Source organism: Micromonospora sp. II (assembly GCF_001709195.1).
In the GTDB taxonomy this organism is placed as follows: Bacteria; Actinomycetota; Actinomycetes; order Mycobacteriales; family Micromonosporaceae; genus Micromonospora; species Micromonospora chalcea.
Window position 1 is genome coordinate 291,534 of the sequence record NZ_LYXF01000067.1, and the last position, 26,616, is coordinate 318,149.

Consider the following 26,616-nt stretch of genomic DNA (forward strand, 5'->3'; position numbering starts at 1 on the left):
TTTGCAGGTTTTTTGCACTGCTCAGGGCGGCCGGACGCCGGGGACGCCACCTTGACGGGCGGCGAGATCGATGGTTGCCTGCACCTCACCCTCGCATCGACGTCCGTCTAACTCTGCCCCCACGAGGAGCGCCATGTCCCGATCCCGCAGGACCCGCACCCCGGCGGTCGTCGCCGGCGCAGTCGCCGCCGTCCTGGCCGCCTCCCCGGCCCCCGCCGCGCCCCTGGCGGCACCGGCCACCGGCAACACCTGGAGCGCCGACCTGGCCGGAGTCGACTCCGACGACGTCAACGTCCACTGGACCGGCACGGAACTGCGCCTCGCCGACCCGGCGCACCGGCCCGCGGCCCGGCGCGGCATCGCGGCCGAGGGCACGCTCCTCGTCGCGCCGCATTCACTCGCCGCACCGGCCAACCGGGTCCGGGCCGACGTCGTCGCAGTCCCCGCCCGCGACGGCGCCGTCGAGGTGGCGGCGCGCGGCTGGCGATCGGGCGCGTGGACCGAATGGCGGGCCGTGACCGGCGCCGCCGTCTTCGACCAGCCGGTCACCCGGGTGCAGATCCGGGTGGTCCTCACCGCCGACCGGCCGTCCGCCGCGCCTAGCCTGCGCACGCTCCGGCTCACCGCCGACTCGGTCGCCGCCGTCACGGCCGCCACGCCCGGCCTCACCTACCGGGTGTACGCCACCCGCGAGGGCCTGGTCGGCGGCACCACCGCCAACGGGCACGTGATCGTCTCCCGGGACCACTTCGTCGCGCTGCCCTCGTTCCGCGGACTCGCGCCGAAGAACACCGGCGACTACACCGTGCGGGTCTGCACCACGACCCGCAGCCGCTGCGAGTACGCGCCGGTCTGGGACGTCGGACCGTGGAACACCAAGGACGACTACTGGAACCCCAGCAGCACCCGGGAGATGTGGAAGGACCTGCCGCAGGGCCGGCCCGAGGCGCAGGCGGCGTACCAGAGCGGCTACAACGGCGGGCGGGACCAGTTCGGACGGGTGGTAGGCAGCCCGGCCGGCATCGACCTCGCCGACGGCACGTTCTGGGACGGCCTGCTGCTGACCGACAACGCCTGGGTCGACGTCGCCTACCTCTGGACCGGCACCGGCACGCGCGGTCGCATCGGCAGCGGGCCGCTCAACATCCGCTCCGGTCCCAGCACGAGCAACCCGGTCGTCGGGCTGGCCGCCACGTACGCCGACGTGCCGATCGAGTGCTCGGTCAGCGGCCAGTCGGTGAGCGGCCCGTACCGGACCACCACCCAGTGGAACCGCCTCGCGTCAGGACACTTCGTCAGCCACGCGTACGTCTCCAGCGTGACCGGCACCATCGCGCCCTGCTGAGGGCGACCGGCCCGGGGCGCGCGACGGTGTCGCGCCGCCCCGGGTGCGCTGGATGAGCACGACGCAGGCGAGCACCGCGCCCGCCGCCACGAGCGCGCCGGGCGTGACCGCCTCGCCGAGCAGCAGTGCCGACCAGATCAGCGTGAGCACCGGCTGGACGAGCTGGATCTGGCCGACCTTGGCGATGCCGCCCCGGGCCAGCCCGGCGTACCAGGCGAAGAAGCCGAGGAACATCGACACCACTGTGAGGTAGCCGAACCCGGCCCAGGCGGCGATGCCGCCGTGCGGCGGGTGGACGAAAGCGGCAACCGCCGTGACCGGCACGATGACCGGGAGCGACAGCAGCAACGCCCAGCAGATCGTGCGGGCGCCGCCGAGTTCGCGGGCCAGCCGGCCGCCCTCGGCGTACCCGAGTCCGCAGAGCACCACGGCGGCGAGCAGGTACAGGTCGGCGGGCGCCAGCGTCCCGCGGATCGAGCCGCCGGCGGCGAGGAACGCGAGCACCAGCGCCAGTCCGGCGATGCTGGCGATCCAGAACAGCGGCGGCGGCCGTTCCCCGGCCCGCAGCACCGCGAACACCGCCGTCATGGCGGGCAGCACGGTGACCACCACCGCGCCGTGCGCCGATGTCTGCGTGGTGAGCGCCAGCGAGGTGAACAGCGGGAAGCCGACCACGACGCCGAGCGCGACGATGGACAGCCGTCGCCACTGGTCCCGGGTGGGGCGTGGGGCGCCGGTGAACCGCAGGTAGGCCCACGCGAGCAGCGCCGCGCCGACGGCCCGTCCGAACGCGACGAACCAGGGGTCGAGTGTGTGCACCGCGACGCGGGTGGCCGGCAGCGACATGCTGAAGGCCAGCACGCCCAGCGCGCCGAGGGCGACTCCGCCGCCCGCTCCCACCGTTACCGTCGTTGGTGCAGTAGCGCTACTCTGTGCCGTCATGAATGATGGTAGCGCTATCGAGCGTGTCGTCCGGCATCTGGGTGCGCTGGCGGCGGACGCCGTCCCCGGCACGCGACTGCCGTCGGTACGGGAGCTGACCGCCCACCATCACGTCTCCCCCGTCACCGTCGCCGAGGCGACCCGGCGGCTCGTCGCGGACGGCCTGATCGAGACACGGCCGGGACGTGGCGCGTACGTGTCGAACCGGCGCGCCGACCCACCACGGCCGGACCTGTCGTGGCAGACAGTCGCGCTCGGCTCACGGCGCGACGGCGAGGAGGAGATGCAGGCGCTGCTGGCGCTACCGCCGTCGGGCGCGATTCCGCTGACCGGCGGCTACCTGGACCCGGACCTCCAGCCGGCCGCCGCGCTCGGCGCGGCGCTCGCCCGCGCCGCCCGGCAACCGGCGGCGTGGCAGCGCGGCCCGGTCGAGGGACGCGCCGACCTGCGCGCCTGGTTCGCCCGAGCGGCCGGCGGGGGCCTGCGCGCCGAGGACATGGTGATCTGCCCGGGCGGGCAGGCCGCGCTCTCCACCACGCTGCGGGCGCTCACCACACCTGGCGACACGCTGCTCGTCGAATCCCCCACCTACCTGGGCGCGCTCGCCGCCGCGCGCGCCGCCGGGCTGCGGGTGGTGCCGGTGCCCGCCGACACCGACGGGGTACGCCCCGACCAGCTCGCCGCCGCGTTCGCCCGCACCGGCGCCCGCCTGTTCTACTGCCAGCCGCTGCACGCCAACCCGCACGGCGCGACGCTCTCCCCCGCACGGCGCGCCCAGGTCGCCGAGGCGGTACGCGACGCCGGGGCGTTCCTCATCGAGGACGACTACGCCCGCGACCTCACCATCGACGGGGAGGCCCCGCCACCGCTGGCCGCCGACGACCCCGACGGGCACGTCGTCTACCTGCGCTCACTGACCAAACCGGCAGCGCCCGGCCTGCGCATCGCCGCGCTCGGGGCGCGCGGGCCGGCCGGAGCCCGGCTGCGCGCCGCCCGCCTGCTCGACGACCTGTTCGTCGCCGGGCCGCTGCAACAGGCGGCGCTGGAGTTCCTGACCGCGCCCGCCTGGGACCGGCACCGCCGCAGCCTGCGCGGACAACTGCGGGCCCGCCGGGAGGCGCTGCTCGCCGCGCTTGACCGGCATCTGCCGCAGCTGGCGCCGCGCGACGTCCCGCGCGGCGGCCTGCACCTGTGGGTACGCCTGCCCGACAACACCGACGACGTAACGGTGACCACGGCTGCCGCGGCAGCGGGGGTGACCGTCTTCCCCGGCCGCCCCTGGTACGCCGCAGAACCCCCCGCCCCGCACCTGCGCCTCACGTACGCCGCCGCCCCACCCGAGCAGATGGACGAGGCGATCCGCCGCCTCTCCACCGCCCTCCCCCACTGACCGCAGCGGCCCTACCCCGTTACCTTTTTGATCGTCCCCAGCCGGGGACCCTCGGTTGCCCGGCCCGGTATGACTTCCTGCCCCTGTCGTTTCGATGATCCGGGGGGTGTTGTCGCCGGGTCGGGTGGCGTTGGCGGACCGCTGATAGGGACACGGCCACCCGTGTTGGGGTAGGTCTCTTCGTAACGTGGCTGCCGGCAGTCCGACGCTCAGACCAGCGGCCGAGGCCACGATGAGATACGTGGAGGCAGGTGCGGTGCACGACGGATACGGCGTCTACCTCGGCTTGGACGTCGGCAAAGAGGGTCACCACGCGGTCGGGTTAGCTCCTGGCGGAAAGCGGCTGCATGACGCGGCGCTGCCGAACACCGAGGCCCGCCTGCGGCAGCTGTTCGACAAGCTGGCCCGCCACGGCACGGTCTTGGTGGTGGTCGACCAGCCGGCCTCGATCGGCGCCTTGCCGGTAGCGGTGGCTCGGGCGTGTGGTCATCAGGTTGCTTACCTGCCCGGCCTGGCGATGCGGCGCATCGCTGATCTGCATCCGGGTGCGGCGAAGACCGACGCCCGCGATGCCTACGTCATCGCTGATGCCGCCCGCACCCTGCCCCACACGTTGCGACGGGTCGACGTCGGCGACGAGGCCCTGGCCGAGCTGGAAGTCCTGGTCGGCTTCGATGACGACCTCGCTGGCGAAGCCACCCGCGTGTCCAACCGGATCCGTGGCTTGCTGACGCAGATCCATCCCGCTCTGGAACGAGTCCTCGGCCCCAAGGTCCACCACAAGGCGGTCCTTGAACTGCTGTCCCGCTGCGGTGGCCCCGTCGGACTGCGCAAGGCCGGCCGCCGCAAGCTGCTCTCGATCGTCGCCGTCCACGCACCACGCATGGGCGAACGACTGGTCGAGCAGATCATGACCGCCCTCGACGAGCAGACCGTCACCGTCCCCGGCACCCAGGCGGCGGAGACGATCCTGCCCCGCCTCGCCGACAGCCTCCGCGATGTCCTGCGCCAGCGCGGCCAAGTCGCCGGCGAGGTCGAGAGGATCCTCGATGCTCACCCTCTCGCCCCGGTCCTGACCTCGATGCCAGGCATCGGCGTCAGGACCGCCGCCCGGATCCTGCTCGAAGTCGGTGACGGCACCGCGTTCCCCACCCCCGGCCACCTCGCCGCCTACGCCGGCCTGGCCCCCATCACCCGACGATCCGGCAGCAGCATCCGCGGCGAGCATCCGCCCCGAGGCGGGAACAAGAACCTCAAACGCGCCTTCTTCCTCGCCGCCTTCGCCGCCCTAGCCGACCCCGTGAGCAGGGCCTACTACGACCGCAAACGCGCCGAAGGCAAACGCCACAACGCCGCCCTCATCTGCCTCGCCCGACGCCGCTGCGACGTCCTATACGCCATGCTCCGCGACAAGATCCCCTACCAACCACGCCCCACCAGCCCCGTCCCCGCTTGACCAAACCCATAGGGACACCCCCCCGTCGATCTTGGACTTGTGGTGCCACAGCTTGTCGGCTTCGCCCCGCTATCAGAGGCGCCACAACTCCAAGATCGACGCGCCGCCCCGCAGCCCCCGCGATCTTGCACTTTGGCACCCCCCATACCAGGAGCAATCCGGCATCGCGGGGGCCGAAAGTGCAAGATCGCGGGGGTGGGAGAGGCCGCGAGGTTAGTTGCGGGTGATCGTGAACGTACTTGTGGTGTTCTTGATGTCCTGGGCGTTGTCGGTCAGGCGGAGGTTGGTGAAGGTGGCCGCGCCGACCGCGGGGCCCTGACCTGCCTCGGGCATCTCGTTGACCCAGATACCGAAGCCGGACTTCGCATCGAACGCGTCACCGCTGCGCCGCGCGCCGGAGATCGACACGTTCGTCAGGACCGTGTCGGTGATCGGGTTCTCCGGCTGGCTGCCGTTGTACTTGGTCTGGAACATGATCCCCGAGTACGTCGGATCGACGATGTCCACGTCGCTCACCCGGATGCCACGGAACTCCTTCGACGCGGAGAACAACCACATCGCCGGGAACGTCTGCGCGCCCCAGAAGTGCCCGCCGGAGCGGATCAGCGAGATGTTCTCGAACCGGGTGGGCGGGCTGGCGCCGAACCCGACGAACGGGTAGCCGAAGTCCAGCGAGCTGATCGTGATGCCCGAGTACGTGAGCTGGTCGGCGATGTACAGGTTGCGGAACACGTTGTCGTAGCCGCCGTACACCGCCAGCCCGGCTGCCCGCCAGGTCAGCGTGGCGGTCAGGTTCTCGAACACGTTGCCGTGGTTGCCGCCTGAGCCACCCTGGTCGGTGGCGGAGAACAACGCGAACGCGTCGTCGCCGTTGGAGCGGCCCTCCGAGTTGGTGACCAGGTTGTTCGTGCTGCCGTTGGTCATGTTCACCGCGTCGGCGAAGGTGTTGCGGAACCGGCTGTCCCGGATGGTCAGCCCGTCCACGCTCACCCCCCAGTACGCGCACACGGTGTGCTCGACCCAGACGCTGTCCAGCGTCAGGTCGTCCACGTCCTTCAGTTCGCCCCACACCTTGCCGGGACCGTCGATCCGGTTGGTGTAGTTGCCGAAGAACGCCAGGTGGGCGAAGGTCGAGCCGCTGGCCGAGGACTCGACCCGGAAACCGGCGTCGGTGTTCTGCTGGTTGCGCGGCGTCTGGAAGCGGGTGTACCACATGCCGGCGCCGACGACCTGCACCGCCTTGCCGTACACCTGGAACTTCTGCGCCGTCTCGTACGTGCCGGCGGGCAGGTAGACGCCGACCAGCGTGCCGGTGGTGTCCATCCGTACCGCGTCGAGCGCGTTCTGCACGTCGGCGTGGCTGAACCCGGTCGGCACCTTGTAGCGGGCCGGGTCGGGGTTGGCGCGCGGCGACACCAGTTCGGTGTCGACGAAGTCGATCGCGTACGTGGTGCTGTTCGCCGGGTCCTTCTGGAGCCGGATCCGGCTGCCTGCCGGGACCGTGGTGTCGAGCAGCACGTTCGCCTCGTCGTACAGGTGCCGGGGCGCGCCCGCGCTCGGCGAGTCGCTGGGACCGGCCTCGGCGCCGTAGAGCCAGATGTGCTTCGAGGTGAGGCTCATCGGCTTGTGCAGCACACCGTTGACGTACACGTTGATCGTCGAGTCGATCCCGCCGCCGCCCGGCGCGTCCGGGATGGAGTAGCGGGCCACCAGGGCGTTCGCGGCCGAGCGGGTGGTCCACTCGACGTACGCGCCGGTGGTGTTGAGCGTGACCGCGCGACGCCCGGACGCCTCCCCGGCGAGGTCGCCGATGGTGCGGTTCGGGCCGATGACCTGCGCGCCGCCTCCGGTCGTGCCGTCCTCGGCCTCGTACGCGTCGTACGGCAGGTTCGCCCCGCGGCCGACGAACAGCGCTCGGTCGCTGGTGTTGTTCTGCCGCTTCACCGGCAGCTCGTTGCCGTCGTCGGCGAGCACCACCCGCACCGTGTACCGGCCGTTGGCGGCGGTCCACGTGCCGAGCGACACCGGTCCGGCGGTGGCACCGGCCGCGATCGTGCCGCTGTACGAGCCGGTGAGCGTGCGGACCACCGCGCCGGACTGGTCGCGCACCGTCAGCGTGATGCCGTGCGCGCCGCTCGCCGACGCGATGGTGCCCTGGTTGCGCAGCGTCACCGCGAAGGAGACGGTGGCGCCGGCGCTCGGCGTGCCGGGTGACCAGGTGACGGCGGAGGCGACCAGGTCGGAGCTGGCGACCGGGCTGACGGTCAGCGGGGTCGGGCTGGTGTGGGAGTTGTTCGCCTCGTTCTGCTCGATCACCGCGTTCGACTCGTCGACCTTCGCGGTGAGCTGGTAGCTGCCGGCGTCGCGTACGCCGATGGTGGCCGAGACGGTGCTCGACGCGCCCGCGGCGAGCGCGCCGACGGCGGCGGTGCCGACCTTCGTCGTACCCAGGTAGAGGTTGACGTCGGTGGCGGCGGAGGCCGCGGTGCCGGCGTTGCGCACGGTGGCGGACAGCGTGATCGCGTCGGTCTCCACCGGCGCGGACGGCGACGCGGTGACCGCTGTGACGGTGAGGTCCGGGTTCGGCGCCGGGACGCCGATGACCTGAAGTTCGGCGACCTGGCCGTTGGCGGAACCGGAGTTCGCGGTGAACTGGAGCCGGACGTCAGCGGCGGTCGCGGAGACCGGGACGGTCACCGTGTTGGCGCTGGCCGGGTTGAAGGAGTACGTGGCGGAGCCGACCAGGCTGGTGAACCCGGACGCGGACTGCTCCCGGCCGAGCACCTGGAACGTCTGGGTGCGCGCGCCCCACGCCGGGTCCGGGTTGAGCTTCACCACGACGGCGCTGATCGCGGCGTTGGCGCCGAGCGCGACGGTGAGCGTGCTCGGGTACGCGCCGGGCCCGCCCTCCCAGTACGTGGTGACGTCGTTGTCGACGGCGTTGGCGGCGGCGAACACGTGCACCATCGACGACGCGGTGGCGGGCTTGCCGACCGCCAGGTTCGTGCCGCCGGTGCTGCTGCCGGTACGGGTGACGGTGTTGCTGTTCGCCGACACGTTCCCGGCGGCGTCGCGGGCCCGCACGTGGTACGAGACGGTCGCGCTGTCCGGCTGGCTGTCCGTGTAGGTGAGCGTGGATCCGCTGACCGTGGTGCGCAGCGAGCCGTTGGCGTACACCTCGTAGCCGGTGACGCCCACGTTGTCCGTGGACGCGGTCCAGGTCAGCCGGATCTGCCCGCTCGCCGGCTGGGTGTAGGCCAGGTTGCCGGGCGCGGTGGGCGCGACCGTGTCCCCGGTGTTGCCGGTGCGGGTGACCGTGTTGCTGTTCGCCGACACGTTTCCGGCCGCGTCCCGCGCCCGCACGTAGTAGGAGACGGTGGTCCCGGCGGGCTGGGTGTCGGTGTACGTCAGCGTGGTGCCGCCGACGGTGGTGCGCAGCACGCCGTTGGCGTACACGTCGTAGCCGGTGACGCCCACGTTGTCGGTGGACGCGGTCCAGGTCAGCCGCACCTGGTCGGTGGCGGGCTCGGTGAACGCGAGGTTGCCGGGCGCGCTCGGCGCCTGGGTGTCGCCGGTGACCGGGCCGTAGACCTCCAGCTCGCCGAGCTGCCCGGCGGGCCAGGCGCTGTTCGCGGTGAACAGCAGCCGCACGTACCGGGTGGACGCGGTGGGCACGGTGACCGTCACGGTGTTGCCGCCGCCCGGGTCGAACGCGTACGCGGCGGAGGCGACGAGCGTCCCGAACGTGGAGCCGTTCGTGCTGCCCTGCACGGTGATCGTCTGGGTGCGCGCGCCCCAGCCGGCCGGCAGCCGCAGCACCAGCCGGTTGACGCTGGTGGCGGCGCCCAGGTCGGCCTGGATCCACTGCGGGAACGCGTTGTTCGGGCTCTCCCAGTAGGTGCCGGCGTTGCCGTCGTTGGCGTTGCCCGCGCCGTACACGTCGGCGTGACCGCTCTCGGTCATGGTCCGGCCGAGCGCCAGGTTGGTCGAGGAGGTGGCCGCGCCGTACACCTCCAGCTCGGCGAGCTGAGCGGCGGCCCAGCCGGTGTTCGCGGTGATCACGACCCGCAGGTAGCGGGCGTCGGTGGCGGTGAAGCCGAGCGTCACGGTGTTGGCGGCGGCCGGGCTGAACGTCCGGGCGGCGGACGCGACGACAGTGGTGAAGCCGCTGCCGTCGGCGCTGGCCTGCACGGACAGCGTCTGGTTGCGGGCCTCCCAGGCGGCAGGGAGCTTCAGCACGACCTGGTCGACGGCGCGGCTGGTGCCGAGGTCGACCTGGGCCCACTGGGGCAGCGCGCCGCTGCTCTCCCAGTAGCTGCCCTGGTTGCCGTCGGTCAGGTTGGCCGCGACGTAGGGGCCGTTGACGCTGCTGGCGGTGGCGGTGCGCCCGGCGGCGAGGTTCGGGCCGCCGGCGGCGAGGGCCGGTGGGGCGGGGGCCGCGGTGACGACCAGGCCGACCGCGGCGAGCACCGCGACGATTCCGGTACGGAGTCTGGACATGGTGGACGGACACCTTCTTCCCGGGGGAGGTGGAGAGGCGTTCGGGGGTGGGGGTGCGGTGGCGCGGCGGGGACCGGGGCGGCCCCCGCCGCGCCGGGTCAGGAGGCGTACACCTCGAACTCGGACAGCTGGCCGGCCGGCCAGCCGGTGTTGCCGGTGAACGTCAGCCGCACGAAGCGGCGGTCACCGGCGGGCAGCGCGATCGACACGCTGTTGCCGCCCGCCGGGTCGAACGTGTAGCCCGCCGCCGCCTTCAGCGTCGAGAACGACGAGCCGTCGGTGGAGCCGAGCACCGCCACGGTCTGGGTACGGGTCTGCCAGGCCGCCGACGGGGGCAGTTTCAGCACCACCCGGGCGACCGGCCGGGCGCTGCCCAGGTCGACCGTCACCGACTGGGGGAAGGCGTTGTTGGCGCTCTCCCAGTAGGAGTTCGCGTCGCCGTCGACGGTGTTGGCGGCGCCGTACACGTCGGCGTGGCTGGTCTCCGCGACCGGCCGGCCCGCCGCCAGGTTGCCGGTCGGTGGCGCGGTGGTGGGCGGCGGGGTCGTGGTGGGCGGCGGTGTGGTGGTGCCGCCGCCGTACACCTCCAGCTCGGCGAGCTGGCCCGCCGGCCAGCCGGTGTTGCCGGTGACGGTGACCCGGACGAACCGCCGGTCGCCGGACGGCAGCGCGATCGACACGGTGTTGCCGACGGCCGGGTCGAAGACGCGGCCCGCCGACGCGGCGAGCGTCGTGTACGAGGAGCCGTCGGTGGAGCCGAGCACGGACAGCGTCTGGGTGCGCCGTTCCCAGCCGGGCGGGAGCTTCAGCACCACCCGGTCGACGGTGCGGGACGTGCCGAGGTCGACGGTGAGCGACTGCGGGAACGCGTTGTTGGCGCTCTCCCAGTAGCTGGCCGGGTTGCCGTCGACGGCGTTGCCGGCGGCGTACGTCTGGGTGGTGCTGGTGGCTGTCGCCGGGCGGCCCAGGGCCAGGTTCCCGCCGGCCGGCGGCGGTGTGGTCGGCGGCGCGGTGGTCGGCGGGGCCGTCGTCGGCGCTGCCGTGGTCGGCGCCGGGCTGGTCGGCGGCGGGCTGGACGGTCCGTTGCCCCACTGCGGCTGCGGCCACGGCCCGCAGTACGGGGTGGGCGTGTACCAGCCGGAGTTGCCGGCGCCCTGGGTGATCTGGAAGCCGCTGCCGACGCAGTTGTGGATGGGGTTCGACTGCGCGATGCCGGTGGCCCGCACGTTTGTGAACCGGACCTGGCTGGGCGCCTGCACCTGGAGCGCGTACGTGCCAGCACCGTCGATGCGGACGTTGTCGAACGAGATGCCGCTGGTCTGCCCCTCGATCCAGTGCAGCGCCGCGTACGAGCTGTCCAGGATGTCGGTGTCGGTGACGTTGATCGCGGCGCCCTGGATCGGCTCGTTGAGCGCGGAGAACCAGATCGCGCCCACGCCGAACTGCCAGTTGTAGTCGGAGTTGCCGTTGCGGATCAGCGTGTTGCGGGCCACCGTGATCGTGCCGGCCACGGCGGTCGGTCCGGTGACGCCCGGATAGCGGTTCGCCACGTGGATGCCGCCGCCGTTGGTGACCGAGTCGGCGGTGACGTTGTCGGCGATGGTGATGTCCCGCCCGCCGTACGTGACCAGGTGGTTGGCCAGGATCGTCACGCCGATGGTGTTGCGGGTGAAGGAGTTGCCGACGTTCGGCACGCTCTGCGCCCACATGGCCAGCGCGTCGTCACCGGTGTTGCGGACGAACGTGTTGGTGACTGTGGAGTTGGTGACGCCCCAGTGGAAGTTCACCCCGTCGGCGGTCTGGTCGAGGATGCGGCTGTTGCGGATGGTGAAGTTGTCCATCGGCCCGTCCATCCAGGCGCCGACCTTGGTGTGCTGCAACCACAGGTTGTCCACCACCGAGTTGCTCATCGCGCCGCCGATGGCGTTGACCTGGTCCTCGTCGACGCGTTCCCGGATGTCGCCGATGATGGCGAAGTCCCGCAGCGTGACGTTGCGGCTGGGCCCACCGGCCTCGTGCGACCGGATCTCGCCGGAGTAGCCGCCGCCCGGCACGTACTTGCCGTAGATGCCGGCGGCACGTTTACGGTCGGTGGGGTGCCGGCCGCCGAGCACCGAGTACCAGGGCCCGGCGCCGCGCAGCGTCACGCCGTCGACCACCACGTGGTCCCAGAGCGTGAACGTGCCGGCCGGGATCCACACCGCCCGGCCCTGCGCCTTGCCGGCGTCCACCGCGGCCTGGAACTTCGCCGTCGAGTCGGTGGCTCCGGTCGGGTCGGCGCCGAAGTCGGTCACCACGTCCAGCACGCCGGACGGCTTGGTGATCTGCGCGCCGACCAGCTCGAAGTCGGCCAGGTCGATGGTGAACGTGGGTGACTGGGCGGTCGAGGACACCTGGAGGCGGATCTTCGTGCCGGCCGGGTACGTGGTGCCGAACATGGTGCGGGTCTCGTCGTAGAAGTGGTGCGGGTTGGTGTCGCCCGGGTTGTTGTTGAACGGGTAGCCGCCGTAGTACCAGCCGTACCGGGAGGTGACCGGCACCGCCTTGACCAGGGTGCCGTTGGCGCGCAGGTCGATGGTGGCGTCGCGGCCGGTGCCGGCGGCGTTGTCCGGCAGGCTGTACCGGAACGTGACCGCGTTGGCGGGGGCGGTGAGCGTGAACTCGACGTACTCGCCGACGGCGTCGAGCGTGACCGCCTCCCGGCCGGACGCCTCGGACGGCAGCGTGCCGTAGCGCCGGTCTGGGCCGATCTTCGTGCCGTTGTGGGTGGCCTGTTCGGCTTCCTGCTCGCGGAACGGCACGGTGGCGCCGCGTCCGGTGATGTCGAACGGGGACAGTCCGGCGGCGTACGCCGGGGTGGCGGTCGTGGTGAGCGCCACGACGACGAGTGTCGAGGCGGCGAGCGCGGCGGCGGCGAGGGCGGCCACGCCGGTGCTGCGGTGGCGGTGCGCGGTGCGGTGCTCGGCCATGCGGGGTGTGCTCCCTTTCGTCGGTGGCCAGATCCCCCCCGTGCGGCGTTGCCTCTCCTTCCTCCTCCCCAGGTGTGCGGCGTCTGTGGCGGCCGGGACGGGCCGCCGGGTGGTTCGGCGGCGCCGGCGGCGGGACGGGGCCGCCGGCGCCGCGGTCAGGCCGATCGGGTACGCAGCCAGACCGCGGTGTCCGGTGGCAGCCGGTCGTCGTCGAGTGGGCCGCTGGCGAGCAGCAGCTCGTCGTGCGCGGGCAGCGGCACGGCGGCGCCGCCGAGGTTGACCACGCAGGTGAAGCCGGGTTCGCGGGCGAACGCGAGCACGCCGTCCGGTGCGGGCAGCCAGGTCAGCGTGCCGTCGCCGAGCGCGGGTTCGGCGCGGCGCAGCGTCAGCGCGGCCCGGTACAGCTCCAGCATCGAGTGCGGGTCGCCGGTCTGGGCGCGGACCGTGCGGTCCTTCCAGTCGGCCGGTTGCGGCAGCCACGGCGCGGCGGACGCGCCGTCGGGGCTGAACCCGAACGGCGGGGTGTCGCCCTGCCAGGGCAGCGGCACCCGGCACCCGTCGCGGCCGGGGTCGACCCGTCCGGACCGCTCCCACATCGGGTCCTGCCGCAGCTCGTACGGGATGTCCTCGACCTCCCAGAGGCCCAGCTCCTCGCCCTGGTAGACGTAGGCGGCGCCGGGCAGCGCGAGGGACAGCAGCGCGGCGGCGCGGGCCCGGCGGGTGCCCAGTTCCAGGTCGGTGGGGATGCCCTCGCGCTTGGCGGCGAAGCTGAACCGGGTGTCGGCGCGGCCGTACCGGGTGACGTGCCGGGTGACGTCGTGGTTGGACAGCACCCAGGTGGCGGGCGCGCCGACCGGGGCGTGCGCGGCCAGCGTGCCGTCGATGCTCTCCCGCAGCGCGGTGGCGTCCCAGGCGCAGCCGAGGAAGTCGAAGTTGAACGCGGTGTGCAGCTCGTCCGGGCGCAGGTAGTTCGCGAACCGCTGCCGGTCGGGCAGCCACACCTCGCCGACCAGTGCCCGCCCGCCCGGGTACGAGTCGGCGATGCGCCGCCACGCGCGGTACACGTCGTGCACGCCGTCCTGGTCGCGGAACGGGTGCGGCCGGTCCGGGTGGACCTCCGGCAGCGTGCCGTCCTTGACGAGCAGCCCGGCCGAGTCGATGCGGATGCCGTCCACGCCCCGCTCGAACCAGAACCGCAGGATGTCCTCGAACTCTTCGCGGACGCGGGGGTGGTCCCAGTTGAAGTCGGGTTGCTGCGGGGCGAACAGGTGCAGGTACCAGTCGCCGGGAGTGCCGTCCGGATCGGTGGTGCGGGTCCAGGTCGGGCCGCCGAACTCGCCGGTCCAGTCGGTGGGCGGCAGGTCGCCGCCGGGCCCCCGGCCGGGGCGGAACCAGAACAGGTCCCGTTCGGGCGCGCCCGGCCCGCCGGCGAGCGCGGCCCGGAACCACTGGTGCGCGTCGGAGCAGTGGTTGGGCACCACGTCGACGATGCTGCGGATGCCGAGCGCGTGCGCCTCCGCGATCAGCGCCTCCACCTCGGCGAGCGTGCCGAAGACCGGGTCGATGTCGCGGTAGTCGGACACGTCGTAGCCGGCGTCGGCCATCGGCGACGGATACCAGGGGCTGAACCAGATGGCGTCGACACCGAGCGCGGCGAGGTGATCCAGGCGGGACCGGATGCCGGCGACGTCGCCGATCCCGTCGCCGTTGCCGTCGGCGAAACTGCGCGGATAGACCTGGTAGATCACCGCGGAGCGCCACCACGGGCTGTTGTCGGCCATGGACACGGGCACCTGCTTTCTGCGGGGTCGGTTCTGCGGCGGCGGGCTGGGCGGCCGGCTTGCGGCGGGCCGCGGTTCGCCCGGTCAGCCCTTGAGGCCGCCGGTGGTCAGGCCGGACATGATGTTGCGCTGGAAGATCAGGAACAGCACGACGGTGGGGATGGCGGCGATCACCGACGCGGCGATGACCACGTTCATCGGGGTGCCGCCGGCGAAGGCGTAGATGCCGACGCTGACGGTCCGCGTCTCCGGCGACGGCATGACCAGCTTCGGCCAGAGGAAGTCCTTCCAGACCGCCGTCACCGCGAAGATCGCCACCACGCCGAGGATCGGGCGGGACATCGGCAGGACGATGGACCAGAGTGTGCGCAGCGGGGTGGCGCCGTCCATCACGGCGGCGGCCATCAGGTCCTCCGGGATCGAGTCGAAGAACCGTTTCAGCAGGAAGATGTTGAACGCGTTCGCCACCAGCGGCAGCCAGATCGCGAACGGCGAGTCGAGCAGGTTGACGTGCACGATCGGCAGGTCGATCACCGTGACGTACTGCGGGACGATGAGCACCATCGCCGGGATCATCAGCGTCGCCAGCATCATGCCGAGGATCAACCCGCCCAGCACCGGACGCAGCTTCGACAACGCGTACGCGGCGGCGGTGTCGAACACGAGCTGGAACACCACCGCGCCGGTGGCGTAGTAGAACGTGTTGAACAGCAGCTTCGCCAGATCCAGGTTGGTCCAGGCGTCGACGTAGTTACCCGGCTGCGGGTCGCGCGGGAACAGCGTCGGCGGGGTCTGGGCGATCTCCTGGCCGGACTTCAGCGCGCCGGTGACCATCCAGTACAGCGGGCCGAGGAACACCAGCGTGAACCCGGCCACGACCACGGAGAGCACGGCCCAGTAGAGGACGCGGCCGCGACCGCGCCGCATCTGGGCGTGGGAGATGAGGGTACGGGTGGTGCTGTCGGCGGCCATGTCCTAGTCCTGTCTCGCGGTCAGTCGCAGGTAGACGGCGGAGAACCCGGCCAGCACCACCAGCATGATCACGCCGAGCGCGGCGGCGCCGTTGAGGTCGTTCTGGAAGAACCCGTGCTGGTAGATCAGGTACGCCACGGAGGTCGCCGAGTCCTGCGTACCGGCGCCGTTGGCGAGGATCAGCGGCTCGATGAACAGCTGCATGGTGGCGACGATCTGGAGCATCGCCAGCAGCGCCAGGATCAGCCGGGTCTGCGGGATCGTCACGTGCACGATGCGCCGCCACACCCCGGCGCCGTCGATCTCGGCGGCCTCGTACAGCTCGCCGGGGATGTTCTGCAGCGCGGCCAGGTAGATCAGCACGGCGCCGCCCATGTTCATCCAGGTCGACGCGATCACCATGGCCGGCATCGTCATGGTGGGCGACTGCATCCACTCCGACGTGGGCAGTCCCAGCGCGGTGAGGACCGCGTTGAACAGCCCCGCCTCGCTCGGGTCGTAGGCGTAGAACTTGAACAGGAACAGCGCGGACGCCGGCGGCAGCATCACCGGCAGGTAGACGAGCACCCGCAGGTAGCCCTTGGCGTGGCGCAGCTCGTTGAGCAGGATCGCCACGAAGAACGGCACCAGGTAGCCGAGGACGAGCGCCAAACCGGTGAAGACGAACGTGTTCTTCCAGGCGGTCCAGAAGCTCGGATCGGCGATGATCCGGCTGTAGTTGTCCCAGCCGACCCAGGTGGTCTCGCCGCGGCGGGTGCGCTGGAAGCTCATCACGACGCCGCGGACCATCGGGTACCAGGAGAAGACGGCGAAGCAGACGACAGCGCCGATGAGGAACGTGTGCCCGGTGAGGTTGTCCCGGACCTTGCGGCCGAGACCGGCGCGGCGGCCGGCGGTACGCGACGGCGTCGGCGCGACAGGACCGGTACGGCGGGTGGCGCCGGGGGCGGTGGTGAGCGCCAAGGCGACTCCTGCGGTGCTCGGGGAGGTGGGGCCGGTGCGCCGGCCCCACCTCCGGTCGGGTCAGCTGTCGGCGGCCAGCAGCTGGTTGACCTTGTCCTCGGCGGTCTTGAGCAGCGCGTCGATGTTCGCGTTCGGGTTGGTCAGCACCCCGGACATCGCCGCGTCGAGCACCGCGTAGATCGCCTGCGCGTTGCGCGGCTCACCCTTGATCGGCACCGGGTTGGCCTCGAAGACCGCGAAGTTCGTGGTGTCCACGTTGGCGTTCGCCTTGCGCAGCTCCAGTTCCTGCTTCTGCGCGTCGCTGCCGTTCGTGAACAGCAGCGGCTGGGGCAGGCCGACCGGGTAGTTCTGCGGCTTGGCGCGCACGTAGTCGAACTGGCCCTTACCCGGGGTGAGCTTCTGGTAGGCGAGCCACTTCAGGCCGGCCTTGACCTGCTCGGGGCTCAGGCCCTTCTTGAAGAAGTAGCCCTCGCCGCCGCCGAGCGTGGCCTTGGCCGGGCCGTCCTGGCCGGGCAGCGGGCCCATCGCCCAGTCCTGGTACTTGCCCTGGAACTGGCTGACGATCGCCTGGGTCGCGTCCGGCGCGCCGATGAACATGCCGACCTTGCCGGCGCCGGCGTTGGTGAGCAGGTCACCCCACTGGAGCAGCTGCCGGGCACCCATGCTGTTGTCGCCGTAGCGCATGTCCTTGAGGTTCTGCAGGACCTGCTTGCCCATCGCGTTGTTGAAGTCGGCCTTCTTGCCGTCGGCGCTGAGCACCTGCCCGCCCTGCGAGTAGAGCAGCGACGTGAAGTGCCAGCCCCCGGTGTTGCCCGCGCTGTACTCGGCGTACCCGGCTATGCCGTCGCCGAGCGCGGAGATCTTCTTGGCCGCGGCCCGCACCTCCGGCCAGGTCTTCGGCGGGTTGTTCACGTCGAGCCCGGCCCGCTGGAACAGCGCCTTGTTGTAGATCAGGCCCATCGAGTAGTTCTTCACCGGTACGGCGTAGAGCTTGCCGCCGTCGGTGAAGACCTCCTTGAGCGCCGGGTCGACGCTGTCCCAGGTGGGGATGGTGTCCTTCGTGGCGTACTGGCCGATGTCCATCGCCTGGCCGGAGTCCAGCACCTGCTGAAGGTCGGTCATGTAGCCGTAGAACACGTCGGTGACGGTGCCGCCGGCCAGGCGGGCGGTGAAGTCCGGCGGGTTGTTGCACTGCTCGCCGACGCTGACGCTCTTGACGACGATGTCCGGGTTCTGCCGCTGGAACTCGGCGACGTCGTCGTTCCAGTTCTTCAGCAGCTCCTTCTGCGCGCCGACCGGCTGGCAGTCGACGGTGATGGTGACCTTGCCGCCGGCGTCGCCGCTGTCGTCGCTCTTGGTGGAGCACGCCGCAAGGCTGAGCCCGAGGCCGGTCGCGAGCGCGAGCGCCGCGACCTTCCGATACTGCGGTACGGACATCTGTCCATCCCTTCGGGAACGGGTGTATCCATGGCCTTCACTGATGTGCGGTGACCGCGCGGCTGCCTCTGGTGGTGGAACGGCAGCCGGCACGCGCCCTGCCTCCGGAAACCGCGCCCCGGGTCAGGTGTGAGTGGAGTCACTGTAGCGACGCGAACCGAACCCAGCAAGATGCCGACTGACAAACGCAAGAATTCGACTTGGCCTCGGAAGGACGCGGCTCCAGTCGGCCATGTCGTCGATCTTGGAGTTGTGGCGCCTCAGATACCGGCATCAGTGCCGCATTCCGGGCACCACAACTCCAAGATCGACGGATGCGGTGGGGTGGGGTGAGGCGGCGTGGGGGAGCGGCGTGGGGGCGGCGTGGGCCCCGGGGTCAGCGGCGGGGGGCGGGGGCGGTGGAGCCGCGTACCACCAGCTCGGGCTCGAACAGCAGCTCGTCGTGCAGCACCCCGGCGCCCTCGATCTGGGTCACCAGCAGGTCCACGGCGGCCTGGCCCATGGTCTCGATCGGCTGGCGCACCGTGGTCAGCGGCGGGTCGGTGCAGGTCATGAACGCCGAGTCGTCGAAGCCGACCACCGAGACGTCGGCCGGCACCGCGCAGCCCAGACGCCGGGCGGCCCGGATGGTGCCCAGCGCGAGCACGTCGCTGGCGCAGACGATGCCGGTCGCGCCGCGCTCGATCAGCTTCGTGGCGGCGACCCGCGCGCCCTCCATGGAGAAGCTCGACCGCTCCACCATGGACCGGTCCTCGCCCCACCCGGCGGCCCGGACCATGGCGTCGAGCTTGCGGCGCGAGGGCACGTGGTCGGCCGGGCCGAGCACCATGCCGATCCGGTCGTGGCCGAGCGAGCGCAGGTGGCCGTACGCCTGCTCGACGGCGACCGCGTCGTCGGTGGACACGCGCGGGAAACCCAGCTCCTCGACGCCGGCGTTCACCAGCACCACCGGCAGGCCTCGGTCGGTGAGGCGCCGGTAGTGCTCGTGCGAGGCGTCGACGAGCGCGTACGAGCCACCGGCGAAGATGACGCCGCTGACCTGGTGGTCGAGCAGCATCTCCACGTACCCGGACTCCGGTACGCCGCCGATGGTGCGGGCGCACAACGCCGGGGTGAAGCCGCGCTGCGCGAGGCTGCCGGTGACCACCTCGGCCAGCGCCGGGAAGATCGGGTTCTGCAACTCCGGCAGCACCAGGCCGACCAGGCGGGCGCGTTCGCCGCGCAGCTTGCTCGGGCGCTCGTAGCCGAGCACGTCGAGGGCGGTCAGCACGGCGGTCCGGGTCGCCTCGGACACGCCGCCGCGGCCGTTGAGCACCCGGCTCACCGTCGCCTCGCTGACGCCCGCCTTGCGGGCCACCTCGGTCAGGCGCTTCGTCACGGCGGCAATCGTACGTCGGATTCTTGCAAGAAATGAACAGCCGGACGGGCCGGTTCTTGCCAAGACGGGCGACAAGACGTCCGAAAGATACGAGCAGATTGATGCTTGAAAGGCAGCAGAACACCGGAATAACATGAGGGCCCTTGTCGATGGCCTGCGCCGCCGAGGCCACCCGTCCCCCGAGAAAGTGGGTGCTCCGATGTCGCGGAGCGTGCCGAGGATCCTCGCGGCGGCGCTCGCCGCCGCCGCCCTGCTCGTACCGCCCGGCGCCGCCACGGCCGGCCCGCCGCGCGGACCGGCCCCCGTGGTGACGCGCGCCGGGCTGGACCCCGCGCTCGTCGCCGGTCGCGGTGCGACTGTGGACTACGTCGAGCAGGAGGCGGAACACGGCCGGACCACCGGCACCGTGATCGGGCCGGACCGGTCGGCGTACACACTCGCCGGTGAGGCGTCCGGCCGCCGCGCCGTGCGCCTGCTGCCCGGCCAGCACGTCGAACTCACGCTCCCCCGGCCCACGAACGCGCTGACCGTGCGCTACAGCATCCCGGACGCGCCGGGCGGCGGCGGGATCACCGCGCCGCTGCGGGTGTCCGTCGGGCACGCGCCCGCCCGCACCATGACGCTGACCTCGCAGTACGCCTGGCTCTACAACCAGTACCCGTTCACCAACGACCCCGGCGCCGACCTGCTGCACCCGGACTGGTGGATCACCGAGTGCTCCTGCGTGCCGGCGGCCACCACGCCCGCGCCGGTGATCAGCAAGCCGTTCCGGCCGCACCACTTCTACGACGAGCAGCGGCTGCTGCTCGGCCGTACCCATCGGGCCGGTGAGGTGGTCCGGCTGACCGCGCCGCGCGGCACCGCCGCCGCGTGGACGGTGATCGACCTGGTGGACGCGCACCTGGTCGCGCCGCCGCGCGTGGTCCCCCGCGCGGTGAACGCGCTGTCCTTCGGCGCCGACCCGACCGGCCGGCGGGAGTCCGCAGACGCCCTCGACCGGGCCGTCGCGTACGCGCGGCGGGTGGACCGCCCGCTCTACCTGCCGCCCGGCACCTACCAGGTCAACCGGCACATCGTCGTGGACGACGTGACGATCGCCGGTGCGGGCAGCTGGTACACGATCGTGCGGGGACGCGAGGTCACGCTGGACACGCCCGCGCCCGACGGCTCCCGGCACACCGGCGTCGGCTTCTACGGCCGCGACGCCGCCGACGGCGGCAGCAGCGACGTGCACCTGTCCGGCTTCGCGATCGAGGGCGACGTACGCGAGCGGATCGACACCGACCAGGTGAACGCCATCGGCGGGGCGCTCAGCCACAGCACGATCGACGGCCTCTACCTGCACCACACGAAGGTCGGCATGTGGTTCGACGGGCCGATGACCGGGCTGCGGGTCACCAACACCGTGATCGCCGACCAGATCGCCGACGGGCTGAACTTCCACACCGGCGTCACCCGCTCCTCGGTGACGAACTCGGTGGTCCGCAACAGCGGCGACGACGCCCTCGCCATGTGGTCGGAGGGCACGGCGAACGCGTCGAACACGTTCGCGTACAACACGGTGCAGTCGCCGGTGCTCGCCAACGGCATCGCGCTGTACGGCGGCGCGGACCTGACCGTCGCGCACAACCTGGTCGCCGACCCGGTACGCGAGGGCAGCGCGATCCAGGTGGGCTCCCGCTTCGGGGCGGAGCCGTTCACCGGCCGCCTGCGGATCACCGGCAACACCACGGTCCGGGCCGGCACGTACGACCTGAACTGGAACATCGGCCTCGGCGCGATCTGGTTCTACGCGCTGGACCGCAGCATCGACGCGGACATCCTGGTCAGCGGCGACGCGTACCTGGACAGCACCTACAACGCGATCATGCTGGTCAGCGACTGGCCGGTGAAGGACAGCGTCCGAATCGACAACGTCCGCTTCCGGGACATCCGGGTCGACGGCGCCGGGACGTCGGTGGTCAGCGCGCGTACGGCGGGCGGGGCGAGCTTCGCGAACGTCGACGCCCGCAACGTGGGCGCGGTCGGCGTGAACAACTGCGGGTCGTTCCACTTCACCCCGGCCGGGTCGGAGTTCGCCCTGACCGACCTCGGCGGCAACGACGGCGGCTGGCTGGCCCCGTGGCTGCTGCCGAACACCATCACCTGCGACGACCGTCCGCCGCTGGTGCCGCCGCCACCGCCGTCGCGCTGGTGACACACGACGCGACCCCCGCCGTCACGGGCCGGCGGGGGTCGCGGTACGTGTGTGGCTCAGGCCTCGGTGAGCTGGCCGCGCAGCTTGGTCAGGGCGCGGGCGAGCAGCCGCGACACGTGCATCTGGGAGACACCGACCCGGGCCGCGATCTCGCTCTGGGTCAGGTTGCCGTAGAAGCGCAGCGTGAGGATCTTCTGCTCCCGCTCGTCGAGCGTGGCCAGCGCCGGGCCGAGGGAGGCGCGCAGCTCGGCCAGCTCGTACTCGTTGTCCTCGGCGCCGAGGGTGTCGCCCAGCTCGGTGGCGCTGTCGCCGTCGCCGATCGGGGTGGACAGCGACACCGCGTTGTAGGCGCGGGCGCCTTCCAGGCCTTCGAGCACCTCTTCCTCGGTGACGTCGAGGTGGGTGGCGATGTCGGCGACGGTCGGTGCCCGGTTGAGCGTCTGGGTCAGCGTGCTGTTCGCCTCGGAGATGCGCAGCCGCAGCTCCTGCAGGCGGCGCGGAACCCGGATGTTCCAGGTGCGGTCGCGGAAGTGCCGCTTGATCTCGCCGAGGATCGTCGGGATGGCGAAGCCGGCGAAGTCGACGCCGCGCGAGGCGTCGAACCGGTCCACCGCCTTGATCAGGCCCAGCGCCGCGGTCTGCGCGAGGTCGCCGGCCGGCTCGCCGCGCCCGCTGTAGCGGGCGGCCAGGTGGTTCGCCAGCGGCAGCCACGCCTCGATGACCTGGTTGCGCAGGGCGGCCCGCTGCGGGTGGCCGGCGGGCAGCTTGGCGAGCGCCGCGATCAGCTCGCTGGCACGGGACTCCTCGCCGGTCTGCGGCGCGCGCTGCACCTCGGTCGCGGTCGATGCCATGGTCATCGTGGTCATGCTGCCCTTCCTGTCCTCGGAGAACGGGTGGCCTCCCACACCGGTCGTGCCAGCCACACTAGACCAAAGGCCATGGCCAAATCAACCGAACGGACGATGGAGATTTAGTGTCATATCCGGACATAGAGGCGAGCAACGACGATCAGCGTGGCATCAACGGGCGGTAGTCGGCAGCGGTGAGCGGCAGCACCGAGAGGCTTCCGTCCGCGCGTGGCACCTCCAGCGGCTGCCCGCCGCGGCGGAACGCGACGCTGTACACGTCCGGTCGCTGAGTGAGGCTGCACACGATCTGCCCGAAGGCCAGCACCTCGTCGTTGCGGCCGGTCTCCTCACCGGCCTGGCGCACGTCGACTGTCGCCACGGTGCCGGCCAGCGTGGCCCCGGCCACCGCCACCGTGCCCGGCAGCGCCGTGGACAGCCCCTGGCGGCGCTCCCCCGGACCGGGACCGGCCAGCAGGTGCTGCAGGTGCGTGTCCACCCCGGGCAGCCCGTCCACCCGGCGGTTGACCACGACCAGGCCGTCGTCCCGGACGAAGCAGAACGGCTCGTCCACCCGCCCGTCCCCGTCGGCGGTCGAGGACACCGCAGGCGTCGGGAAGGCCCCGGGCGGCGTCTGCACGAGCCGGGGCTCGTCGTCCACCGGCACCCCGCAGCCGGCGAGCAGCGCCACGGCGAGCAGGGCGGGCGCGAGCCGCCGCCGGCTCACCGGAGCGCTCCGGGCAGCTCGACCCGGAAACGGGCGCCGGGCGCGCGGTCCAGCACCCGCGCCGACCCGCCGTGCGCGTCGGCGTGCTGCGCCACCAGGGCGAGGCCGAGTCCGGTGCCGTCGGTGCCGGCGCGGTCGTGCGCCGCCCGGCCCCGCACGAACCGGTCGAAGATGATCTCCCGGTCGCCCGGCGGCACGCCCGGTCCGTCGTCGTCGACCTCCAGCACGCCCACGCCGTCGCCCCCGCCCAGGCGTACGGCGACCGGGCCGCCGCCGTAGCGCTCGGCGTTCTCCACCAGGTTCAGCAGCGTCTGCGCGAACCGGCGCCGGTCGACCCACCACTCGTGCGGGACGTCGCCTGCCACCTGCACCAGGCTCTCCGGCAGCGATCGTTCCCGGCAGGCGGCCCGGGCCAGCTCCACCACGTCGACCGTCTCGCGGTGCGCCGGCTGCTCGGTGCGGGCCAGCTGGATCAGGTCGTCGACGAGGCGCTGGAACCGGGTCACCTCGTCGGCCACCAGGCCGGCGGCGGTGGCGGTGCGTTCGTCCTGGTGCTCGCGGCGGCGGTGCAGCACGCTCGCCGCCGCGGCCAGCGTCTGCAACGGCGAGCGCAGCTCGTGGCTCACGTCGGCGGCGAAGCGCCGGTCCCGCTCGATGCGGTGCACCAGCTTGTCGACCATCTCGTTGAACGAGCTGGACAGGCGGGTGAGGTCGGGGTCGGTGGTCGGATCGAGCCGGGTGGCGAAGTCCCCGCCCGCGATCCGCTCCGCCGCGTCGGCGACCGCTGTCAGTGGCCGCAGGCTGTGCCGGGTGGCGTACCAGCCGAGCGCCGCGCCCGCCCCGGCCACCATGATCGCCACGGCGATCAGCGCCAGGCCCACCACCTGGAACGTCTCCTCGACCTCCCGCAGCGAGGTCAGCTCGTAGTAGCCGAGCGCGCCGGGCAGCGGCACGCCGACCAGCAGCGCGGGCTGCCCGTCGAGGCGGATCCGCTGCACCGCGGGCTTGCCGTCGGCGACCATGCGCTGCAACTCCACCGGCACGGAGCTGGCGCCCACGTCGGCGGTGCGGGCGTACCAGCCGTCGGGCAGGTGCAGCAGCGGGCGGCGGGCGCTGCCGGTGTCGAGCGAGCGCAGCACCGCCACCACGTCCGGCGTGCCGGTGTCCAGGCCGGAGCGGACCACCGCCGCGTCGTAGTAGGCGGCCCGCACCGCGGTGCGCTCCCGCTCGTCGAGCAGCGAGCGCCGGGTCAGGTCATACGAGAAGAGGGCCATCAGCGCGGACAGCAGCAACGCGCCGACGGCGAACGCCGCGGTGACGCGGGCGCGCAGTCCGGGACGGGTCATCGCTGCAGCTTGTAGCCGAGGCCGCGGAGGGTGACCAGGTGGCGGGGGTTCGCCGGGTCCGACTCGATCTTCTGCCGCAGCCGGCCGACGTGCACGTCGACGAGCCGCTCGTCGCCGGTCTCGTAGCCCCAGACCCGGCTGAGCAGCTGCTGGCGGGACAGCACCCGGCCGGCGTGCTCGGCCAGCTCGCAGAGCAGCCGGAACTCGGTGCGGGTGACCGGGACCGGCCGTCCGGAGCGGCGCACCTCGCCGGCCTCGGCGCTGATCTCCAGCTCGCCGAAGAACTGGGCGGGGGCGGGCCCGGACACGGTGCGGACCCGCCGGCGCAGCGCCCGCAGCCGGGCCGACAGCTCCTTGATCGCGACCGGCTTGACCACGTAGTCGTCGGCGCCGGCCTCCAGCGCGGCGACGATGTCGTGGGTGTCGTCGCGGGCGCTGATCACCACGACCGGCACGTCGTCGTCGCGGCGCAGCTGGCGGATGCAGTCGAACCCGTTCATGCCGGGCAGCATCAGGTCGACGAGCACGTAGTCGGACGGCTTCTCCCGCTGCCGTCGCAGCCCGTCCTCCGCGGTCGGGGCGCCGTACGCCTCGTAGCCCTCCTCCTCCAGGGCGAGCTGCAGCGCGAGCCGGATGCGGTCGTCGTCCTCGATCACCAGTACGGCCGTCATATGGGCATCATGACCGGCCCGGCACGGGTAGCCCAACCGCGTGGGCCGTTCGTGGTTTTTGTCATCGAACCGTCATACAACCGTCCGGGGACCTCCAAGATCGCTGCGCAGAGTGGGGATCGACACTGAACCCGCCACGGAAGCGACCTGATGCCCGCTACCCTGCCGTCCCCGCCGGAGTCCGCCGTGCCGCACGTGCGGGTGGATATCACCGACGAACTGGACCTCGCCGGGCTGCCCGAGGTCGCGCACGTGCTGGACCGCATCCTCGCGCTGCGCCCCCGCGAGCTGACGATCGACCTCGCCGGGTGCCGACATGTGGACGCCGCCGCGGTCGCGCTGCTGCTGGACGTGCACCGGCGGCTGGCGCGGCAGGACGGCGTGCTCACGCTGAGCAACCCGCACCCACGGATCCGGCGCATCCTGCAGACCTCCGGGCTGGGCGCCGTACCCGTCGTCGACACGCCCCGTCCGGCCGCGCGCGGCCGGGCCCGGGTCGCGTCCGCACCCCGCTGAGGAGGGGCCGTGACCGGAAGCACGCTCGTCGGAGCACTCGTGGTGGGTCTCGCCGTCGGTGGCGTGGGCCGGCTCGTCGTGCCGGGACGCAAGGCCGTCCCGGTCTGGCTGACGCTGGCGCTCGGCGTGGCCGCCGCGCTGCTCGGCGCGATCGTGGTCGGGCTGGTGGACCGCCGCCCCGACGCCTCGCCGCTGCTGTCCCTGGTGACGCAGACCGCGTTCGCGGCCGTGGCGGTCGTGCTGGCGGTGGTGACGGCGGGCGGCACGGGCGCGGACCGGCAGGCGCCCGATCCGGGCGCCCGACGGAAGGAGGAGGTGTGACAGTCGTCCCCGCGGACCACCTGATGATGCTCATCTGCGACGGCTGCGGCGACAGCGTCACCGGCGCGGGCGCGACGCTGCCCGACGCCGAGGTGGTGTGGACGCTCGTGTTCGAGCACGACTGGGTCGGCTCGCCCTTCGCGTCCGGCCCGCACCACTGCCCCCGGTGCAGCGTTCGGGCTACGGTCGCCGAGGACGGCCTGGGCACCGAGGACCTGGAGCAGGTGGCTGGCACCCCGGCCGCCGCCGACGTCGATCCCGCCGAGGCGGTACGCCGGGCGCTCGCGGAACGCTCCGTGCGCGGCGACCGCGAACTGGTCGACCTGTCCGCGCTCGAGGTGATCGACTCGGCCGGGCTCGGCCTGCTGGTGCGCGCGCACCAGGACGCCCGGCGCGACGGCCGCCGGCTGTGCCTGCTCTCGCCGTCGCGCTTCGTGCTCACCGTGCTGCACACGATGCGGCTCGACGGCGTCTTCACAGTCGTCGACGGCCGCGCCCCGGCGCCGGGATCCGCGTCCCGGCGCGCGGTCATGACCGAACAGAAGGAGCCCTCCCCGTGGTGATGCCCTGGCCGTACCCCGAGTTCCCGTACACCGGCCGTGAGCCGGAGCCCGACGACGCGGACACCCGGCTCGCCTCGCTCGTCGCCCAGCGGCTCAGCGCCGACTGGACCACCCGGCGGCAGCAGATCACCGTCACCGTGCAGAACCGGGTGGTGATCCTCGCCGGCCTGGTGGCCGATCCGGAAACCCGCCTGGTCGCCGCCGAGCTGGCCTGGGACGTGCCGGGCGTGTTCGACGTCTGCAACGCGCTGCGGCTCTACGGTGGGCGGCGCGGCGGCCGCTGAGCCACCGGCTGTT

General features: G+C 72.3%; 20 protein-coding genes. 8 read left to right on the plus strand and 12 right to left on the minus strand.

Annotated elements, in window-relative coordinates; translation table 11 throughout:
• The first annotated feature begins 133 nt into the window (after nucleotides 1-133).
• Entirely contained in the window at nucleotides 134-1,345 is a 1,212-nt protein-coding gene (locus A8711_RS27200; protein WP_069089770.1) for a hypothetical protein, read from the plus strand.
• Here A8711_RS27200 and A8711_RS27205 read toward each other — a convergent pair.
• On the minus strand, nucleotides 1,283-2,245 hold the full coding sequence (locus A8711_RS27205) for a DMT family transporter (RefSeq protein ID WP_124778877.1): 963 nt from the start codon (nucleotides 2,243-2,245) through the stop codon (nucleotides 1,283-1,285). The two genes, A8711_RS27200 and A8711_RS27205, sit on opposite strands and share 63 nt — an antisense overlap.
• A gap of 40 nt (nucleotides 2,246-2,285) precedes the next feature.
• Here A8711_RS27205 and A8711_RS27210 point away from each other — a divergent pair, with 40 nt between their 5' ends.
• On the plus strand, nucleotides 2,286-3,677 hold the full coding sequence (locus tag A8711_RS27210) for a PLP-dependent aminotransferase family protein (protein ID WP_069089772.1): 1,392 nt from the start codon (nucleotides 2,286-2,288) through the stop codon (nucleotides 3,675-3,677).
• A 232-nt stretch (nucleotides 3,678-3,909) separates the two neighbouring features.
• Nucleotides 3,910-5,133: an IS110 family transposase gene (locus tag A8711_RS27215; RefSeq protein ID WP_141707693.1), complete on the plus strand. Its 1,224-nt coding sequence runs from the start codon at nucleotides 3,910-3,912 to the stop codon at nucleotides 5,131-5,133.
• 213 nt (nucleotides 5,134-5,346) lie between these two features.
• Here A8711_RS27215 and A8711_RS27220 read toward each other — a convergent pair whose 3' ends face one another.
• From A8711_RS27220 to A8711_RS27250, 7 genes are all read right to left on the minus strand, one after another.
• Nucleotides 5,347-9,633: a discoidin domain-containing protein gene (locus tag A8711_RS27220; protein ID WP_069089773.1), complete on the minus strand. Its 4,287-nt coding sequence runs from the start codon at nucleotides 9,631-9,633 to the stop codon at nucleotides 5,347-5,349.
• Nucleotides 9,634-9,731: 98 nt separating this feature from the next.
• Nucleotides 9,732-12,602: a discoidin domain-containing protein gene (locus A8711_RS27225; protein WP_069089774.1), complete on the minus strand. Its 2,871-nt coding sequence runs from the start codon at nucleotides 12,600-12,602 to the stop codon at nucleotides 9,732-9,734.
• 155 nt (nucleotides 12,603-12,757) lie between these two features.
• Nucleotides 12,758-14,383, minus strand: coding sequence for a glycoside hydrolase family 13 protein (locus A8711_RS27230; RefSeq protein WP_069089775.1), 1,626 nt, complete (start codon nucleotides 14,381-14,383; stop codon nucleotides 12,758-12,760).
• A gap of 84 nt (nucleotides 14,384-14,467) precedes the next feature.
• Nucleotides 14,468-15,355, minus strand: coding sequence for a carbohydrate ABC transporter permease (locus A8711_RS27235; RefSeq protein ID WP_069089776.1), 888 nt, complete (start codon nucleotides 15,353-15,355; stop codon nucleotides 14,468-14,470).
• A 3-nt stretch (nucleotides 15,356-15,358) separates the two neighbouring features.
• Nucleotides 15,359-16,318 (minus strand): carbohydrate ABC transporter permease, encoded by a 960-nt coding sequence (locus tag A8711_RS27240; protein WP_069089777.1) that lies wholly within the window; start codon nucleotides 16,316-16,318, stop codon nucleotides 15,359-15,361.
• A gap of 60 nt (nucleotides 16,319-16,378) precedes the next feature.
• Nucleotides 16,379-17,755, minus strand: a complete 1,377-nt coding sequence (locus A8711_RS27245) for an ABC transporter substrate-binding protein (RefSeq protein WP_043324313.1) — start codon at nucleotides 17,753-17,755, stop codon at nucleotides 16,379-16,381.
• A gap of 376 nt (nucleotides 17,756-18,131) precedes the next feature.
• Nucleotides 18,132-19,133, minus strand: a complete 1,002-nt coding sequence (locus A8711_RS27250) for a LacI family DNA-binding transcriptional regulator (protein WP_069089778.1) — start codon at nucleotides 19,131-19,133, stop codon at nucleotides 18,132-18,134.
• Between the two features lie 199 nt (nucleotides 19,134-19,332).
• Here A8711_RS27250 and A8711_RS27255 point away from each other — a divergent pair, with 199 nt between their 5' ends.
• On the plus strand, nucleotides 19,333-21,330 hold the full coding sequence (locus A8711_RS27255) for a glycosyl hydrolase family 28-related protein (RefSeq protein WP_069089779.1): 1,998 nt from the start codon (nucleotides 19,333-19,335) through the stop codon (nucleotides 21,328-21,330).
• Between the two features lie 56 nt (nucleotides 21,331-21,386).
• Here A8711_RS27255 and A8711_RS27260 read toward each other — a convergent pair whose 3' ends face one another.
• The 4 genes from A8711_RS27260 to A8711_RS27275 form a co-directional block, all read right to left on the minus strand.
• Nucleotides 21,387-22,196 carry a SigB/SigF/SigG family RNA polymerase sigma factor gene (locus tag A8711_RS27260; protein WP_069089780.1) on the minus strand — a complete coding sequence of 270 codons (810 nt, stop codon included), beginning with the start codon at nucleotides 22,194-22,196 and terminating at the stop codon, nucleotides 21,387-21,389.
• Between the two features lie 142 nt (nucleotides 22,197-22,338).
• Nucleotides 22,339-22,902: a GerMN domain-containing protein gene (locus A8711_RS27265; protein WP_064446082.1), complete on the minus strand. Its 564-nt coding sequence runs from the start codon at nucleotides 22,900-22,902 to the stop codon at nucleotides 22,339-22,341.
• Nucleotides 22,899-24,248, minus strand: coding sequence for a HAMP domain-containing sensor histidine kinase (locus A8711_RS27270; protein WP_043324322.1), 1,350 nt, complete (start codon nucleotides 24,246-24,248; stop codon nucleotides 22,899-22,901). Before A8711_RS27270 ends, A8711_RS27265 begins: the two co-directional genes overlap by 4 nt.
• The gene (locus tag A8711_RS27275) at nucleotides 24,245-24,919 is read right to left on the minus strand and encodes a response regulator transcription factor (RefSeq protein WP_043324324.1); all 675 of its coding nucleotides are present in this window, start codon (nucleotides 24,917-24,919) and stop codon (nucleotides 24,245-24,247) included. The genes A8711_RS27270 and A8711_RS27275 overlap by 4 nt, the downstream gene beginning before the upstream one ends.
• Before the next feature lie 150 nt (nucleotides 24,920-25,069).
• Here A8711_RS27275 and A8711_RS27280 point away from each other — a divergent pair, with 150 nt between their 5' ends.
• Genes A8711_RS27280 through A8711_RS27295 form a run of 4 tightly spaced genes read left to right on the plus strand, consistent with a single transcriptional unit; the run spans nucleotide 25,070 to nucleotide 26,603 of the window.
• Complete coding sequence (locus A8711_RS27280) at nucleotides 25,070-25,435, plus strand: STAS domain-containing protein (protein ID WP_043324327.1); 366 nt, start codon at nucleotides 25,070-25,072, stop codon at nucleotides 25,433-25,435.
• Between the two features lie 9 nt (nucleotides 25,436-25,444).
• A complete protein-coding gene (locus A8711_RS27285; RefSeq protein WP_030504078.1) occupies nucleotides 25,445-25,756 on the plus strand; it encodes a hypothetical protein in 312 nt (103 codons plus the stop codon).
• The gene (locus A8711_RS27290; protein WP_043324331.1) at nucleotides 25,753-26,319 is read left to right on the plus strand and encodes an STAS domain-containing protein; all 567 of its coding nucleotides are present in this window, start codon (nucleotides 25,753-25,755) and stop codon (nucleotides 26,317-26,319) included. Before A8711_RS27285 ends, A8711_RS27290 begins: the two co-directional genes overlap by 4 nt.
• Entirely contained in the window at nucleotides 26,313-26,603 is a 291-nt protein-coding gene (locus A8711_RS27295; RefSeq protein ID WP_043324334.1) for a BON domain-containing protein, read from the plus strand. The genes A8711_RS27290 and A8711_RS27295 overlap by 7 nt, the downstream gene beginning before the upstream one ends.
• The last annotated feature ends 13 nt before the right edge of the window (nucleotides 26,604-26,616 follow it).